The sequence below is a fragment of the Burkholderia sp. E168m23 genome, assembly GCF_016586125.1.
Taxonomy (GTDB): Bacteria; Pseudomonadota; Gammaproteobacteria; order Burkholderiales; family Burkholderiaceae; genus Burkholderia; species Burkholderia orbicola.
The window spans coordinates 1-15,640 of the sequence record NZ_BCPP01000048.1 but is presented as its reverse complement, the minus strand read 5'-3'; the positions used below and the strand labels follow the sequence as shown (position 1 = coordinate 15,640).

The window sequence follows — 15,640 nt, the reverse complement described above, 5'->3', positions numbered from 1 at the left end:
CCTCGAGCCAGTGCCGAACGGTTCTCGCATGTGCGACGTTGTCTTCCAGGAGCGCAATGCGCGGCTTTTTTGCATCGGCGGGTGTGACTGTCGACATGATTGCGAGACTGATGAGGATTTTGGGAGGCACCCACTGACGTATCCCCGTCAATACGCGATCGAACGGAATTCGTGGAGCCCACGGTTAAGCAGCGGAGTTCCCCCCGCAAGGATAGACAGAATGCACACTACGAATTGCGGCGTCCTTGATGCGAAAAAATATCGCGAGGCCGCAAACATTTCAGCGGAGCCGAAATCGCTCGGCACTGCGTCAGCAGCCCCCGCATGCACAGGGTGCGAGAAAGGCCATGAGATTGAAGATCAGACGTCAGTCAAACCGAACTCGTACGTTTCTCAACACGCGCTATGCGCAACGCTCGTCACTGACGGCGAATCGCCAGCAACCTAACGGACGGGCCACCCAAGTGCGAACCGGTGGCAAGAGAAATGCCAAGTGTGAAGTTTGCGCGGCGAGACCTGAATCTCAAACCAGCTCCTTTTGGACCTGCGATACAGATCCCAATGTAGAGCTAAAGTGTGAGCGAAATCCGCCATGCCCAATATCAGACAACTCTTATTTTCCGGAGTCGCCACATTTTAACGGGCCGAATCAATTGCATGTCGCTACGCGCGGGAACGCCAGCACAGCAGTATTCACTGCCCCCCCCGTGGCGAGCCCGCCTATCTCAGCGCGCACGGACATACGCGAGATCAGTCCACGGCAAAAAGCCGCGGCCAGTTTTCACTGGCGCTATTGCAGCGACTCATAGCGCCATCGCTCGGCACCGCTCAAATGGCAAGCATTCCCCCGCCAGCGGAGAAGCAATCTCGACGTTTGCACGTCCGCCGCGCCGCATCTCCCGCTTGGCCGACTCGATTCGATTTAACGTCTGTGGATCGCCTGCCGTCTTGAACAGGCGTCGCCTCCTGACAAGTGGGCAGCGACAAACAAATACCCCAAACCTAGTCTAGATTTAAGGATTACATACCATGCTGAGCCTGCACACCAACGCCGCCGCCATGAACATCAAGAAGGCGATCGGCAGCACCAGTAGCAGCCTGAACACCACGATGACCCGCCTGGGCACCGGCTTGCGCATCAACTCCGCCAAGGACGACGCTGCCGGCCTGCAGATCGCCGTGCGCCTGCAAGCGCAAACCCGCGGCATGGGCATGGCCATGCAGAACACGCAAAATGCATCGTCGCTGCTCCAAACCGCTGACGGCGCGATGAAGGAAGTCACCAACATTCTGTACCGCATGAAGGATCTGGCCACGCAGGCCGCTGACGGATCGTCCTCGGCAAACGAAAAGTCTGCCATGCAGGCCGAGTACGATGCGCTGGGCAAGGAACTGTCGAACATCATGAAGAACACGTCGTACGGCGGCGCCAAGCTGATGCAGAAGGAAGTCAAAAATGCAGACGACACGGTAGCGAGCGAGGGCGGTCGCCTGACCAAGGAAATCACCTTCCAGATCGGCGCCACCAAGGACGAAACGATGACCGTCGATTTCTCCAAGCACGTCACAAACGCGCACACCAAGTTCGAGGGCCTGTCGGCAACTTACAAGGGCCCGGAAGCAGGCCAGCCTGAAGTGGCCGGCAAGGAGCTGACTGAGGAGGCCAACGCGACGATCGATCTGATCAACAACGTGCTTGACGACGTGGGCGCGCTGCGCTCGGCCATCGGTGCGGCAGAAAACCGCCTCGAGCACACCCACAACAACCTGGCCAACATGTCGACGAACACGGCTGACGCCGAAGGCCGCATCATGGACGCCGACATGGCATCGGAATCCGCCAAGATGAGCTCGCAGCAAGTACTGCTGCAAGCCAGCATGTCGATGCTCAAGCAAACCAGCAGCATGAACCAGATGGTCTTGTCGCTGCTTCAGTAAGCATTGCCTCGCGATTCACTGGAGTTCAAAACCGGCCCGCCACGAGCGGGTCGTTTTTTTTGGGGTGTTCAAACTCTGTTCAACATTCTCCGCTCCATGCAGCACGCTGCCGACAATGGCGCCCACTCTTCTTCAAAACGACCCCTTGACCGTGTCAGCATCTCCCTCCCACTCCCGCAGCAGCCGAGCCGCATCTCCGGTGGTGCTTGATCCGTGCACGCTGGGGCGTCCATACCATTTGCTCGAGGATGTGCTGCAAGATATCAAGCGCAGAATCGACCACTCCCTTCATGAACGGTTCAATCTGCGCCGTGGCACGCGCTTCGTCGTCACCGGGCTCTCTGTCGCCGCGATGCGGTCGCGCAATGCGGCAGTCTGGCGCACCTATGCATGCAACCATGGACAGATTTCAGTGCGCTGCGACCGCGCGCTACTGCTGGCACTGCTGGCCTGTCATTACGACACTTCGCTGGACGAAGCCGTACCGAACGCCCCAGCGCCCGCGCCGGAAACCGGGGCGGAACGGCGTTTTGCGGCACAACAACACACCGCGCTGCTAACCGCGTTTGCTTCAGCGATGCTCGGCGACCAGGCAGAGCCCTTTTTGCCAAGTGGGGACATCCTGCCCGGCCCGGGCGTCCGCGTCCTGCGCATGACCATCTCGGAGCCCTTGCGCAACGTCGGTGGCGACGTCGAATTCGCATTGGACGACAGGTGGGTCGACCACTTGTTTGCACGCCTCGATGCTCAGCACCTGCGTGCTGCACCCGATAGTGCTCCGGCCAACGTGTGCATCCCCGTCACGATGTCGGTGCACGTGCTGTCCAAGGACATGCGCCTCGACGAACTGCTTCGCATGAGGCCAGGCGACGTCCTGCCCGTTCGCTTGCCCGATACCGTCGACGTGCTCGTCGATAACGTCCGCCTCTACCGCGCGGCCTTGGCCGAACACCAAGGCGCGCTGTGGATTACTTCTTTCGAACCCGTGGAGTAACCCCCAACATGACCTCGACCACTGACCTTGATCTCTCCGCGCTGGGCGATCTGGATCTGGGCGACGATCCCCAATCCATCACCGAACCTGCTTCGCCGCGCGACCCGATGCGTATGCTGCGCCGCATTCCCGTGCGCTTGACGCTGGAGGTTGGGGAGGCCACCGTACCGCTAGCCGATCTGCTGTCGTACGAAACCGGCTCGACGGTGGAGCTCAATCGCCTTGCCGGCGAACCCCTCGTCATCAAGGTAAATGGTACGCCGGTGGGCTTGGGCGAAGTCGTCGTCTCGGGAGAACACTACGGGTTACGCATCATCGAACTCGACGACCTCAACTCGCTTGCGACATGAAGAATCGCGACCTCCTGCCCCATCTGGGTCTGGCGTTAGCCGTTTTCGCAGTGCCCGCACTCGTTCAAGCCGACACGCTGACGCTCGCATCCGATGCCGTCGGCGGACAAGGCTTCACAGTCAAAACTCAGATCCTCGTTCTGATGACGCTGCTCGGGCTACTGCCCGCGCTGCTGATGACGATGACGAGCTTCCTGCGCTATGTGATCGTGCTGTCACTGGTCAAGCAGGCGCTAGGCCTGCAGCAAGGATTGCCGGGACGCATCGTGACGGGTGTCGCGCTGGTGCTCACCATGCTTACGATGCGCCCGGTCGGCGAGGAAATCTGGCAAAAGGCGTTCGTGCCATACGACCAGGGCAAGATCAGCATGCAGGCCGCGCTCGCGACATCGGAACAACCGCTGGGGCGCTATATGCTTGCGCAGACGAACAAGGCCACGCTTGCGCAGATGGCCAAACTCTCCGGCACCGAAAAAATCACGGACCCGGAGAAGCAGCCGTTCCTGGTTAAATTGTCGGCGTTCGTGCTGAGCGAACTGAAGACTGCGTTCCAGATGGGCGCCATGCTGTTCATCCCGTTCCTGATCGTCGACATCATTGTCGCGTCCGTGCTGATGGCAATGGGCATGATGATGCTGTCGCCACTCGTCATCTCGCTGCCGCTGAAGCTGCTCTTGTTCGTACTGGTGGACGGATGGTCACTTACCGTCAACACCCTCATTACCAGCGTGAAGGCCTACTGATGCTGACTCCCGATCTGGCTGCCAGCTTCGCCGTCGACGCGTTGCGCCTGGTGCTCGTCATCATCCTCGTGCTGATTACACCAGGCCTGATCACGGGTGTGCTGGTGGCCATATTCCAGGCCGCGACGCAAATCAATGAGCAGACGATGAGCTTTCTTCCGCGCCTGATCACGACGCTGGTCGCACTCGCGCTGGCTGGCCCGTGGATGACCGGCCGCGTCATGCATTACACGGTTGAGATCTTCAGCCGCGCCGCACAACTGACCGGGTGACTCGGCAATGGAAATTGTCCTTGCCAAGCTCCTGCCGCTCGCGAACACGATCTTCTGGCCTTTCTGCCGAATCGCTGCCGCGCTGGCCGCGTCGCCGATCCTGGGTGACGCAATGGTCCCTGTGCGCATTCGCCTGCTGATCGCCCTCATCCTCGCATTAGCCATACAGCCCGGTATTCCGGCGATGCCCGTGATCGACCTGCTGCAGCTCGAAGGTGTGGCTGCCGTGGCCGAACAGGTCCTGATAGGCGGCCTGCTCGGCTTCGTGTTCCATCTCGTGCTGGGCGCGCTGCAGATTTTCGGTACCGTCGCGTCGTCGCAATTGGGCCTGTCCATGGCGCAAATCAACGATCCGATGAATGGCCAGATGGCCGACGTACTCACCAGCGTCATGTACGTGGTGTTCATCCTGCTGTTCTTCGCAGTTGACGGCCACCTGATCCTGACGGCTGTCATCGCGCGCAGCTTTGCAGTCTGGCCGGTCGGTCGTTTTGCCTTCGATCTCGACGCGCTCAAGCATCTCGCATTCGCAGTAGGCTGGGTGTTCTCCGCCGCCGTGGCGTTGGCGCTTCCGGTGATGTTCGCTACGCTGGTAGTACAAGTCGGCCTGGGCCTCCTCAATCGCGTAGCACCCGCACTGAATCTTTTTGCGTTGGGCTTTTCGATCACGACCATGTTCGGGCTGTTACTGCTGACGCTGCTATTGCCGTCACTGCCGGATCACTACGGTCGCATGGTGGAGCACGTTCTAGAACTCTACGACCGACTCGCGACGCGGCCCCTCGGCAACGGGGGAATGCAATGAGCGAGCAACAAACCGGCGACAAGACAGAAAAGGCCACCCCGCAGAAACTGCGCAAAGCCAGAATGGAAGGCCAGGTTGCACGTTCGCGAGATATCGGCACGTGTGTGGGAATTCTGATTGCTCTCAAGCTTATCGTCGTACTAGCCCCGGCGTGGCTGGTTGAACTCAAGCACATTTTCGCGCTGTCGTTTGCAGACCTTTCCGGCGACGACAGGATCGGCAATGCGGCGTCGATGCTATTTCCCGCAGCGGCGCTGCTATTGTGCAAGATGCTTGCCCCGCTGGCCGCGGTGCCCGCCGGCATCATCGTCGCGTCGTTGGTACCGGGCGGCTGGACCATAAGCCACAAAAACGTCATGCCGAAGCTGAACCGCTTGAACCCGCTTTCCGGGCTCAAGCGCCTGGTGTCCGGCAAGCATTACGTGCAGTTCGGCACGACCGTGCTCAAGGCCCTCGTATTGATGGCCACGCTCTTCATCGTCTGCCGCTCCAACTTGAGCGGCTTCATCCGCTTGCAAGGCGCGCCGCTCGCCGATGCACTGACCGGTGGGGCAAACCTGTTCCTGACCTCTGCGCTCACGCTGACGTGCATCATCATCGTGTTCGCACTCGTCGACATACCGGTACAACAAATCATCTTCAAGCGCGGCCAGCGGATGAGCAAGCGTGACATCAAAGAGGAGATGAAGCAATCCGAAGGAAAGCCCGAGGTCAAGAGCCGCATCCGCCAAATCCAGCGCCAGATCGCGCGCCAGGGAATCCGCAAGACCGTGCCAACCGCAGATGTGGTGGTGATAAACCCGACCCACTATGCAGTTGCACTCAAGTACGACGTAACGCGAGCACAAGCGCCGTACGTCGTAGCCAAGGGGGTCGATGAGGTTGCGCTGTTCATTCGCGACGTCGCCCGAGGGCACAACGTCGAGGTGCTCGAGCTGCCGCCGCTGGCGCGTGCGATCTACCACACCAGCCAGATCAATCAGCAAATTCCGGCAGAGCTGTATCGCGCGGTAGCGCTGGTGTTGTCCTACGTTTTACAGATCAAGGCATTCCGCAACGGCGGACGCGACGTTTCACCATCGCTACCCACTGGCATCACCATTCCCGAACACTTGCAAAAGTCCCAATCCCGATGAACGTGATCGACCTGCTCAAGCGCCTGAAGTTTGCTGCGCCTCTCGCCCTGTTCACCATCCTGGCGATGGTAATCCTGCCGCTTCCGCCAGCCGCGTTGGACATCATGTTCACGTTCAACATCGTGCTGTCCATCGTGGTGGTCATGGTGGCCGTGACCGTGAAGCGACCGCTGGACTTCTCGGCCTTCCCGACCATTATCCTGGCTGCCACGCTGATGCGCCTGACATTGAACGTCGCATCCACACGCGTAGTTTTGCTCAATGGCTACACGGGCGCGAGCGCAGCCGGCCAAGTGATCGAATCGTTCGCCAATGTAGTGATCGGCAGCAACTTCGTGGTCGGGCTGGTCGTGTTCGTGATCCTGATGATCATCAACTTCGTCGTGGTCACCAAGGGTGCGGAGCGCATCTCGGAAGTGTCGGCGCGTTTCACCCTCGATGCGCTGCCCGGCAAGCAGATGGCCATCGACGCCGATCTGAACGCCGGTGTCATCACACAGGCACAGGCCCAGCAACGCCGCAAGGACGTTACGACCGAAGCCGACTTTTACGGCGCCATGGATGGCGCCTCGAAGTTCGTGCGCGGCGACGCCATCGCCGGCATTCTGATTCTCATCACGAACATGATCGGTGGCGTGATCATCGGCGTCATCATGCACGGCTTGCCTGCAGGCGAGGCATTCCACAAGTATGCGCTGCTGGCCATCGGGGACGGCCTGGTCGCGCAAATACCCGCCCTCCTGCTGTCCGCCGCCGCCGCGGTCATTGTCACCCGCATCGACGATGCACGCGACTTCGAGGAACAGGTCGGCCAGCAGTTGCTGGCTTCGCCGTTGGTGCTGTTCAGCGCTTCCGCACTGATGGCCGCGCTGGGCCTGATCCCGGGCATGCCAACATTGGTGTTTCTGTGCTTTGCAGCAGTGCTCGGTTACGTCGGCTATCGGATGACGCAGCGGACTTCGCCCTCCGCAGCGGTCGAGGCGGAAGAAACCGCCCGCGTCATGCAAGCCACGCTAGCCGCGCCCGACAACGAATCGATCGACTGGAGCAGCCTGCCGTATGTGGACGCGCTTTCGGTATCCCTCGGCTACAAGCTGGTGGAGATGTTGGACCGCGCTCAGGGCGCGCCACTGGTGCGCCGTCTGCATGGCACCCGACAAACCCTATCGGAACAGCTCGGCTTCCTGCTACCGGCCATCGGCGCGCGCGACGACATGAGCCTGCCCCCCTCCAGTTACACCATCATGCTCAATGGCACCAAACTGGCTCAGGCCCAAGTGCAACCGGGAAAGCTGATGGCCATTCCGTCACCTACCGTCTACGGGGAATTGGATGGCACACCCGACATCGACCCTGCCTACGGCATGCCCGTCACGTGGATCGAGCCCGACCAGAAGGCCCATGCCCTCGGCCTCGGCTACCAGGTCGTCGATTGCGCGACGGTGATCGCCACGCATGCGGCCAAGTTAATTCGCGAAACGATTCCCGACCTGTTCAGCTACGATCATGTGACCGCCATCATCGAACGCCTGACGGCCATTGCGCCAGCGCTGGCCGATGCGCTGGGAAAATGCCTCACGCACAGTCAGTTGCGCAAGGTGTTCCGTACGTTGTTGGCCGAGAACGTGTCGATCAAGGACATCGAAACCGTGTCCGCCACGCTGGTGGAAGCCGCGGAAACCACCAAGGACCCGCTGCTGCTCGTGGCCGAAGTCCGCTGCGCACTGCGTCGCCAGATCGTGGCCGGACTTGGCGCCCAGCACGAGGCACTCAAGGGCTTCAGCCTGACGGTGGAACTCGAGAACATTCTGCTGAATGCCCTAAGTCTCGCGGAGCAATCGGGAACCCGTGTGCCGCTGGACAACTTCCCGGTCGAACCGAACGTGCTCTCACAGTTGCAGACCCATATGCCGGCGGTGGTCGAACAATTGAAACAAATGGGTGCCGCCCCAGTGCTGATCGTGGTGCCACGCATTCGCCCGATGCTCGCGCGGTACGCCAAACTGTTCTCTCCGGACCTAACCATCCTGTCGTACAACGAAGTTCCCGACAACAAGGAAGTCAGCATTGTCGGCACGCTTGGATGACGCCCCTGCCATGATCGCTACGGCGGCCTTGCCGGCTCTTCTATTCCAACCTGTGACAGGCAATCGATTTTCGGTCGTCTGACCCAACCTCGTTACGCTGTTCGTTTTAACCACCACCTGAAGGACTCGAAATTTTTATGTTTCTTCCGTTTCTGTTGTCACTCGCATCGTTCGTCTCAATGATATACGGTACACGTTCACGTACGATCTCTTTGTTCGTCGTCGCACTGATCTCCACACTTTTCTCATTCGCTCATCACGCGACAGATTCGCTCAATCTATCCCTCTAAATGACATCGCGATAATGGAAATGAAGATTCCACGAAACGATAGCAACGACAACGCGACGACGAACAATACGCTAGATGTTCTTGCATTAATTGCGATTAGTGCAGCACTGCTCATCGCATTCTATTATCAACTTGCATTCAATGAGCTACCCTGTCCACTTTGCTTACTGCAGCGCGTCGGATTGATCCTCGCCGGGATCGGATTCGCAATGAACGTCAGATACGGCGTACGTGGCACCCATTATTGCTGCATGCTCGTCAGCGCTGTCGCAACCGGCGTCATCGCAGGTCGTCAGGTACTGCTACACATCTCACCTGATTCAGGAGCGTATGGTTCAGCTCTGTGGGGCCTCCATTTCTACACATGGTGCTTTATCGCGTCGGTGTTGATCATTTTGTATGTTTCCTTGCTGCTTGCCGTCCGCCACACAAGCCATACTGTGCAACCCGCGTCGCTGAGTACCAGCGGGCGAATCGCGATTGCAGTCTTCGGGCTTACGATCGTCGCCAATCTCGTATCGACATTACTCGAATGCGGTGGCGGTCAGTGCGCGAGCGATCCCGTCGTGTACGAACTGCTCGAACATTTCCGAAATAATTGAGTATTCCGGGAAGCGGGCAGTGTTTCATGTTAAATGATGGTATTTTCGAAAATAAAATCAATGTCGTGTGCGATACGCACGGACAAGCACCTGAGGAACTCCAGCACATCCATCAATTCGATCCCGCACATTTGAAATTTCGGCGAGTAACTTGCTCAAAGCAAGTGAAGTTGTATCGGAATCGATGTCACATGCCTACCGTGCGGCGCAACACATGCGGAGTGTCAAGTCGTAGAATAGGTTGACAGTATCTCGACCCTAGAACGCCCGATGCACCGCATCGGGCGTTCTGTATTTCAGGCTTCAGGATCGTTAATGGTTGTAGATGCGCGCCAATTGCTCGACCATTTTGACGGCCTGCGCCACGCCAGCGGGACGTCGCAAGAAGAACTCGCCTTAGAAGATGCCGTTGATCCGCTTGGCCAACGGGTTCTGATATCAGTCGTGTCCGTCCGTCATCGCAGGCGGATTCAACCGGTCGATGCAACACACTACACGCTGGGTAAGCAGTGGAGGTGTTGCTAATAAAACAGCGGCGCAGGATCTGCCACAGCGAGCCTCAAAAAGCATTGACGTTGGAGCGGTGGCGCAAAGGTGACACGCTACATCAGATTGCCCAACTGTTCGATCGCCACCGTTCCTCTATTCAGGGAATTCTTGTCAGGATCGGTGGAATACGGCCAAGGTTTCGGTAGATTCTGGTAATGCCGGAAGTGATGGTGTCATTGCGTCGTCTTATGATACGCCCGATGCGGCATGATTGGCAGCCGCGCGGCGCGCTGCACATCGAACAATCCATCTCGTCCTGCTTGATGCCTCGTTCGACGAACGCCGGTCCGAGCAAGTGATGCAATTTACGCTTCCCAGCCGCAGCTGACGCAGTCGCACGTCGCGCGCATGCCCGCCCAAGACAAAATGCTCGAGGCGCCGAACTTCGAGTTCCCCGACAGAGGCAAGGGCGCGAACCAAGCCGCCGCGGCCGCGCACCTCGGCGCGCGCATCACGATGGCCACGAAAGTCGACGATGACTCGCTCGTGGACAACAATATCCGCAAGGTCGCCATTGCCGGTGCCGAATTTCACATCATTCGCCGCCGCTGCGGCAATCTCTGCGCTCGCCATCGAATCGCGCACCGCACGCTGCCTCCTGCGAGAATGCTCTCAAACCGATGAGTTGCACCTATTCACCCCAACTTACGCTGCCGATCGATGGTGTTCAATGTCGCGGGGACAGATTCGGCGTCACGGCTTGCGCATACCGCCATAGTTGCTATGCTATTTCAAACAGACGCCCTAAGGATCAGCGATCAATGCTACGCCTCCCGTTCGTTGCGTCGCCCTATCCCGATGAAATATTCGGCTCATGGCTTGCGCGAGTCTGTCTGCACAATGCAGTTGATGGGAACTCATTGCTACGAAAAATCGGCTTTACCGCCCCCTCTCGCCAAGCCCCCTTCGATATCCTCCCATTTACCAAAAGAGTAAACAACCTGTGCGACATTCTCGAAATTGAATACGAAGACATACTTCTTAATTACACAACGCTACCATATCGCCTTACGTTTGGCGCTGCAGAAATTCGAGATGGGTATTTACTCGGCACGCGTTCCCTGCCAAAACTATTCAGCGACAAACACAACCCGACATCGGTGCGCAATGGAACTAACCACATTAAATCAAAAGATAGATCAATTCGATATTGCCCACACTGTCTATTGAAAGACTACCAAACGTATGGAGAACCATACTGGCATCGATCAAATCAGCTACCAAATATCGAGCATTGCCCTCTTCATCAAATTGCTCTTCGACGTACTTGCCCGATATGCTGCCACGCCGTATTACTTCAATGCGGACTCCTCGCTGCCGCCAGTCTGCGGTGCATATGCGGGCATGATTTGACCGAAGACGCTGACGATATCTCTCCATCTGACGGACAAAAAATCTTGACAACCCTGAGCATTGAAGCGCTAAATAATCGCATCTTTTCTCACTCATTCCGTCAAGTCGACTCATTTTTGAGACATATAATTCGGCCCATTAGTTACGAGAAGCTTCTATCATCTGCTTTTGGAGAATTTCAGATCGAAAATGGATCGTATATCTTCCACTCATACGACAACAAGCTAATTACAACAATTCCCACCAGACATGAATTTCACCGACCCGGCGATTGTTGCGCCGTACTTTCCGCCTCTAAAATAAAATTAGAAAATTTTTTCACATCAATCGATGAATCTATCAAACAAAACCACCGCGCGCCGAAATTGCCATTAACCTTGACAGTCAGCATTCCAAAAGCGCGCGAGTTATTTACAGAATACACCACGACCAAACATCGCCCATTTAACTCAATGATCCAGTATAGATGGTATTGGTTATTAAGAATTTTTGATCAAAATTGGGTTCAGCTTCAGCGCCCCGAATCAATGCGCCGATGGATTCATCGACTGCCATCGATACAAGAAGATCGAGAAAAAATCAATACCACACTCCATCACAAAGGAAACACCTCACAAACCTGGCACGTTATTGTTTATTCCCCGGTGTACCATCGCGCAATTATTCGAGATGGAGATTGGCTAGCTACGATCAAAAGTCAGGCCGCACCCCAAGCCCGGAACAAGAGGAATACATTAAGCCCCCTCCTCCTCAAACGGGCTTCGCTTCTTTTTGAATCCCTGCGACTTTTTTCGCATGAATTCGGATGCCCACACGCAATTCGCTTGATTGATCTTGCAAAAAACTCCAACCTAACGATATCCCAAGCTAGAATAACCATCAATAAACACACCGAACTCCATGCCGCATTTAAATCATCAAATAGCAACCTGAGAGAAAGACAGCTTCGATGGGCGCTTGAACAACTTGTTTTAAAGCACTCCGCCATAACAACAAGCAACATTATCTCAAAGGCCAGCCTTTGGCGGACTCAGAAAATCAGCGCGCTGGCTGATCAAATAATCTCAGAGTTCAAAAAAACATATAAATCCCCCGAGCAAACAAATTCTCAAAATTAAAATCCCCCAACGCCAGTCAAACCCAGCACCAGAGCAAACTCCCAGACCAGCCAGACTATTAGTAATTCGCCAATAGCATCCCACCAACCCAAATCGCCACCCACAACCGCATCGCATGCGACCTTGCCGCGCATATCGACGCACACAACATAACATTCCTCTTATTAGAAATATCCACACGTTTTTCCATCGTCGTAATTTTCCATAATTATATTTCTTTGCCTTCGATCATCCTGCTCTTTATTTGACAAGTAATCTAGGCGTTCAAATTTTCCATAATAATTGTCACCCAAAGGATGGCCGCTACGACACGCGGCTGGCGGGCAGCGGCGGCAGCGCGCCCGACTTCCGCTGCACGGCCGAGGCGTCGCACGACCGGACGCTGCCGGACGCCTTCGCGCCGTTCTTCGACGACTGGCGCACGGCCGTCGCCGCGCTGTCGCTGCAGCACGCGGCCGTCGCCCATGTGGAAGACTGCGATCGTCTTGCCCATGCGTCGATCGACCTGCCGATCGACGTCGACGCGGTACGGCCGCTGAAGACGGTCGGGCCCACCGGCGGCGGCGACTTCCTCGCCCGCATCGGCGCGACCGGCGAGCCGCTGTGCTTCGTCGTGCCGGACGTCGCATTCCGCGTGCTGTCCGAGCGGCTGCTGTAGCGCGCAGCTCAGGCAGCCGGGCGCACAGGCGCGCCCTCGCCGCTTTCGTCCGTGAGCCGTCCCGCGTAATCGCGCGCGAATTGCACCGCGATACGGCCCGAGCGCGCGCCGCGTTCGAGCGCCCACTGCAGCGCGGGCTCGCGCGCCGCACGAATCTGCGCGTCATCGAAACCGGCCGCGCCGAGGCGGCTCTCGACGACGGCAAGGTACTCGTCCTGCGTGAAGCCGTAGAACGTGACCCAGATCCCGAAGCGCTCGGACAGCGAAATCCGCTCCTCGACCGCGTCGCCCGGATGCAGTTCGCCGTTCTCCGCGCGCGTCACGTTCGCGTTGTCGCTCGCCTGCTCGGGCATCAGGTGGCGCCGATTCGACGTCGCGTACACCAGCACGTTCGACAGGTCGCTCGCGACCGAGCCGTCGAGCACCGTCTTGAGCCCCTTGTAGCCGGTCTCACCGGCCTCGAACGACAGGTCGTCGCAAAACACCAGGTAGCGCTCGGGCCGCGTGCGCACCAGCTCGACGATCGCCGGCAGATCGTTCAGCCCTTCCTTGCTGACCTCGATCAGCCGCAAGCCGTGCGCTGCGAACGCATGCAGGCACGCCTTCACGATCGACGACTTGCCGGTGCCGCGCGCGCCGGTCAGCAACACGTGATTGGCCGCGAACCCGTGCACGAACTGCCGCGTGTTCCGCTCGACGATCGCCGCCTGGCGGCCGACGTTGCGCAGCGCGTCGAACGCGACGAGCGCGGGCGCGGCGATCGGCTCGAGCGGCGCCGTTTGATGGCCCGCGCCGAAACCGCGCCAGCGAAACGCGATGGCCGCATCGAAATCGACGGCCGCCGGCGCGCGGGTGCCCGCGAGCGCCTCGAGCGCGGTCGCGATCCGTTCGAGCTGACGCGCGAGCGCCGGCGCGGCGACCGGCGCCCGTCCGTCCGGCAGCGCGGCCACCAGGTCCTGCATGTCGGGATGGGCGCTCATTGACGGACTCCTTGCGCCCCGCCGGCCTGAAACGGAAAGCGCTGCGCGATCGCGACGCCGAGCAGCGCGACGCTGCCGCCGATCAGGTGATACAGCCGCAGCGATTCGCCGAGCAGCACGATCGCGCCGGCGGCCGTCATCACGGGCAGCAGGTTCATGAACATCGCGCAACGGCTCGGGCCGAGCAGCCGCACGCCCTGCATCCACAGATACGGGAGCACCACCGACGCCAGCACGCCGGCGTAGAGGATCAGCGGCACGCTCGCGCGCGTCGGCCACGCGGCCTGCGCGGGCAAGCGCAACAGCATCGGCACCATGAATACGAGCGCGGCCAGCGCCTGCACGTAGGTCGACTGCCAGGCCGGCAGCGCGCCGATGCGCCAGCGCTTGAGCAGCACGCCGTAAAGCGCGTACGCGGCCGATGCGGCCAGCATCAGCAGGTCGCCCGGATGCACGCCGCGCGCGGCGATCGCCGTTGGATGCCCTTCGGCGATCAGGTAGACGACGCCCGCGAGCGACAGCACCCCGCCGCCGATCATGCCGGCGCCGGGCGGATCGCCGAGCAGCAGCGAGCTCAGCAGCATCGTCATCAGCGGTACGAGCGCGGTGATGATCGCCATGTTGGTCGCGCTGGTCGTCTTCGCGGCCTCGTAGGACAGGCTCTGGAACAGCGCCATCGCGAGAAAGCCGAGTGTCGCGAGCTTCGGCAGGTGCGCGACGAGCACCGCGCGATTGCGCCACGCGGGGCGCAGCGTGAAGACGCTCATCAGCGCCACCGCAAGCAGCAACCGGTAGAACGTGATGGCCGACGGGTCGATCGTCGAGGCGGACAGCTTCGACACGACGACGTTGCCGGCCCACAGCGCGATCGCACAGAAGGGGAGCAGAAAAGGAGACTTGTTCATCGCGTTTGACGGATTAATATCGTGACAGGGAGGCTGGCGTGAATCGGAACGCCATCGTGCCCGCCCGCCCACTGCCTGTCTCACGCCAAAATGTCACGACTTGTCGCCAATCGGACACGCGAGTCCACCCCGCCGTTTGCGCACCTTCGCTACGAATCGACGCCGATGCCCGTGTCGGCGATGGCGGCCACGTACGTGCACGGCACGTCGATCGCGCCGCACCGCCATCGACGCGCGCAATTGCTCTACGCGATCGAGGGCGTGATGCACGTGGAATCGGAAGGCGCGTCGTGGATCGTGCCGCCGACGCGCGGCGTCTGGCTCGAAGCCGGCCTCGACCATACGGTGCAGATGAGCGGCGACGTGCAGATGCGTACCGTGTTCGTCGAACCGGGCGCGGTCGAGCACCTGCCCGCGCGCAGTTGCGTCGTCGAAGTGCATCCGCTGCTGCGCGAGCTGATTCTCGCCGCGGTCGACGTGCCGCTCGATTACGCGCCGGGCTCGCGCCACGATCACCTGATGCGCCTGCTGCTTGCCGAAGTGACCGTCGCGCCGCTGTTGCCGCTGTACCTGCCGTGGCCGCACGATGCGCGCCTGCGGACGATCTGCGACACGCTGGTCGCCACGCCCGACGACCTGCGCACGATCGCCGAGTGGGCCGACCTGCTCGGCCTGTCGGTCCGCACGCTGCATCGCGCGTTCCGGCGCGAGACGGGGCTCAGCTTCCGCCGCTGGCGCGAGCAGGCGCGGCTGCTGCTCGCGCTCAAGCGCCTGGCGCACGGCGAGAAAGTGCTGACCGTGGCGATGGATCACGGCTACAGCAGCCAGAGTGCGTTCTCCGCGATGTTCAAGCGGCACTT

The 15,640-nt window shown here is 59.3% G+C and carries 16 protein-coding genes and 2 pseudogenes; 14 read left to right on the top strand and 4 right to left on the bottom strand.

Features of this window, described 5'->3' with window-relative positions:
- Positions 1-1,029 precede the first annotated feature (1,029 nt).
- From JMF90_RS04510 to JMF90_RS04470, 10 genes are all read left to right on the top strand, one after another.
- On the top strand, positions 1,030-1,938 hold the full coding sequence (locus tag JMF90_RS04510; RefSeq protein ID WP_126364770.1) for a flagellin: 909 nt from the start codon (positions 1,030-1,032) through the stop codon (positions 1,936-1,938).
- 199 nt (positions 1,939-2,137) lie between these two features.
- Complete coding sequence (locus JMF90_RS04505; protein WP_201317452.1) at positions 2,138-2,932, top strand: FliM/FliN family flagellar motor switch protein; 795 nt, start codon at positions 2,138-2,140, stop codon at positions 2,930-2,932.
- An 8-nt stretch (positions 2,933-2,940) separates the two neighbouring features.
- The gene (gene fliN / locus JMF90_RS04500; RefSeq protein ID WP_201317453.1) at positions 2,941-3,282 is read left to right on the top strand and encodes a flagellar motor switch protein FliN; all 342 of its coding nucleotides are present in this window, start codon (positions 2,941-2,943) and stop codon (positions 3,280-3,282) included.
- Complete coding sequence (gene fliP / locus JMF90_RS04495) at positions 3,279-4,025, top strand: flagellar type III secretion system pore protein FliP (protein WP_054928524.1); 747 nt, start codon at positions 3,279-3,281, stop codon at positions 4,023-4,025. The genes fliN and fliP overlap by 4 nt, the downstream gene beginning before the upstream one ends.
- A complete protein-coding gene (gene fliQ / locus JMF90_RS04490) occupies positions 4,025-4,297 on the top strand; it encodes a flagellar biosynthesis protein FliQ (RefSeq protein WP_054928525.1) in 273 nt (90 codons plus the stop codon). Before fliP ends, fliQ begins: the two co-directional genes overlap by 1 nt.
- A 7-nt stretch (positions 4,298-4,304) precedes the next feature.
- On the top strand, positions 4,305-5,102 hold the full coding sequence (fliR, locus tag JMF90_RS04485; RefSeq protein ID WP_201317454.1) for a flagellar biosynthetic protein FliR: 798 nt from the start codon (positions 4,305-4,307) through the stop codon (positions 5,100-5,102).
- Positions 5,099-6,238 (top strand): flagellar type III secretion system protein FlhB, encoded by a 1,140-nt coding sequence (gene flhB, locus JMF90_RS04480; RefSeq protein ID WP_201317455.1) that lies wholly within the window; start codon positions 5,099-5,101, stop codon positions 6,236-6,238. The genes fliR and flhB overlap by 4 nt, the downstream gene beginning before the upstream one ends.
- The gene (locus JMF90_RS04475; protein ID WP_201317456.1) at positions 6,235-8,325 is read left to right on the top strand and encodes a flagellar biosynthesis protein FlhA; all 2,091 of its coding nucleotides are present in this window, start codon (positions 6,235-6,237) and stop codon (positions 8,323-8,325) included. Before flhB ends, JMF90_RS04475 begins: the two co-directional genes overlap by 4 nt.
- A 137-nt stretch (positions 8,326-8,462) precedes the next feature.
- Positions 8,463-8,615 carry a DUF5993 family protein gene (locus tag JMF90_RS40770; protein ID WP_226248821.1) on the top strand — a complete coding sequence of 51 codons (153 nt, stop codon included), beginning with the start codon at positions 8,463-8,465 and terminating at the stop codon, positions 8,613-8,615.
- A gap of 14 nt (positions 8,616-8,629) precedes the next feature.
- Positions 8,630-9,217: a disulfide bond formation protein B gene (locus JMF90_RS04470; RefSeq protein ID WP_201317457.1), complete on the top strand. Its 588-nt coding sequence runs from the start codon at positions 8,630-8,632 to the stop codon at positions 9,215-9,217.
- Positions 9,218-9,475: 258 nt separating this feature from the next.
- Here JMF90_RS04470 and JMF90_RS39980 read toward each other — a convergent pair.
- Together JMF90_RS39980 and JMF90_RS04465 are read right to left on the bottom strand one after the other, a co-directional pair.
- A pseudogene (locus JMF90_RS39980) lies at positions 9,476-9,680 on the bottom strand (integrase core domain-containing protein); the annotation flags it as partial.
- Positions 9,681-9,942: 262 nt separating this feature from the next.
- Positions 9,943-10,111 (bottom strand): annotated as a pseudogene (locus JMF90_RS04465) (IS3 family transposase); the annotation flags it as partial.
- A gap of 3 nt (positions 10,112-10,114) precedes the next feature.
- Between JMF90_RS04465 and JMF90_RS04460 the strand changes: the two are divergent.
- The 3 genes from JMF90_RS04460 to JMF90_RS04450 all read left to right on the top strand — a co-directional run bounded on the left by JMF90_RS04460 (position 10,115) and on the right by JMF90_RS04450 (position 12,895).
- Positions 10,115-10,390: a hypothetical protein gene (locus tag JMF90_RS04460; RefSeq protein WP_201317458.1), complete on the top strand. Its 276-nt coding sequence runs from the start codon at positions 10,115-10,117 to the stop codon at positions 10,388-10,390.
- 137 nt (positions 10,391-10,527) lie between these two features.
- Positions 10,528-12,237: a TniQ family protein gene (locus JMF90_RS04455; RefSeq protein WP_201317459.1), complete on the top strand. Its 1,710-nt coding sequence runs from the start codon at positions 10,528-10,530 to the stop codon at positions 12,235-12,237.
- Positions 12,238-12,481: 244 nt separating this feature from the next.
- Entirely contained in the window at positions 12,482-12,895 is a 414-nt protein-coding gene (locus tag JMF90_RS04450; RefSeq protein ID WP_236593062.1) for a hypothetical protein, read from the top strand.
- Positions 12,896-12,903: 8 nt separating this feature from the next.
- Here the strand turns inward: JMF90_RS04450 and JMF90_RS04445 are convergent, their stop codons facing one another.
- Positions 12,904-13,875, bottom strand: a complete 972-nt coding sequence (locus tag JMF90_RS04445; protein ID WP_201317460.1) for an ATP-binding protein — start codon at positions 13,873-13,875, stop codon at positions 12,904-12,906.
- Positions 13,872-14,780 (bottom strand): DMT family transporter, encoded by a 909-nt coding sequence (locus JMF90_RS04440; RefSeq protein WP_027811578.1) that lies wholly within the window; start codon positions 14,778-14,780, stop codon positions 13,872-13,874. Before JMF90_RS04440 ends, JMF90_RS04445 begins: the two co-directional genes overlap by 4 nt.
- A gap of 90 nt (positions 14,781-14,870) precedes the next feature.
- Here JMF90_RS04440 and JMF90_RS04435 point away from each other — a divergent pair.
- A partial coding sequence (locus JMF90_RS04435) for a helix-turn-helix transcriptional regulator (protein ID WP_201324970.1) occupies positions 14,871-15,640 on the top strand: 770 nt, incomplete at its 3' end.

Excerpts from the sequence above, each read along its gene's own strand:
- flhB (WP_201317455.1), top strand. The coding sequence starts at position 5,099 with ATGAGCGAGCAACAAACCGGCGACAAGACAGAAAAGGCCACCCCGCAG.
- JMF90_RS04440 (WP_027811578.1), bottom strand. The coding sequence starts at position 14,780 with ATGAACAAGTCTCCTTTTCTGCTCCCCTTCTGTGCGATCGCGCTGTGG.
- JMF90_RS04475 (WP_201317456.1), top strand. The coding sequence starts at position 6,235 with ATGAACGTGATCGACCTGCTCAAGCGCCTGAAGTTTGCTGCGCCTCTC.
- JMF90_RS04455 (WP_201317459.1), top strand. The coding sequence starts at position 10,528 with ATGCTACGCCTCCCGTTCGTTGCGTCGCCCTATCCCGATGAAATATTC.
- JMF90_RS04510 (WP_126364770.1), top strand. The coding sequence starts at position 1,030 with ATGCTGAGCCTGCACACCAACGCCGCCGCCATGAACATCAAGAAGGCG.
- JMF90_RS04460 (WP_201317458.1), top strand. The coding sequence starts at position 10,115 with ATGCCCGCCCAAGACAAAATGCTCGAGGCGCCGAACTTCGAGTTCCCC.
- JMF90_RS04445 (WP_201317460.1), bottom strand. The coding sequence starts at position 13,875 with ATGAGCGCCCATCCCGACATGCAGGACCTGGTGGCCGCGCTGCCGGAC.
- fliQ (WP_054928525.1), top strand. The coding sequence starts at position 4,025 with ATGCTGACTCCCGATCTGGCTGCCAGCTTCGCCGTCGACGCGTTGCGC.
- JMF90_RS40770 (WP_226248821.1), top strand. The coding sequence starts at position 8,463 with ATGTTTCTTCCGTTTCTGTTGTCACTCGCATCGTTCGTCTCAATGATA.
- JMF90_RS04470 (WP_201317457.1), top strand. The coding sequence starts at position 8,630 with ATGGAAATGAAGATTCCACGAAACGATAGCAACGACAACGCGACGACG.
- fliN (WP_201317453.1), top strand. The coding sequence starts at position 2,941 with ATGACCTCGACCACTGACCTTGATCTCTCCGCGCTGGGCGATCTGGAT.
- fliP (WP_054928524.1), top strand. The coding sequence starts at position 3,279 with ATGAAGAATCGCGACCTCCTGCCCCATCTGGGTCTGGCGTTAGCCGTT.
- fliR (WP_201317454.1), top strand. The coding sequence starts at position 4,305 with ATGGAAATTGTCCTTGCCAAGCTCCTGCCGCTCGCGAACACGATCTTC.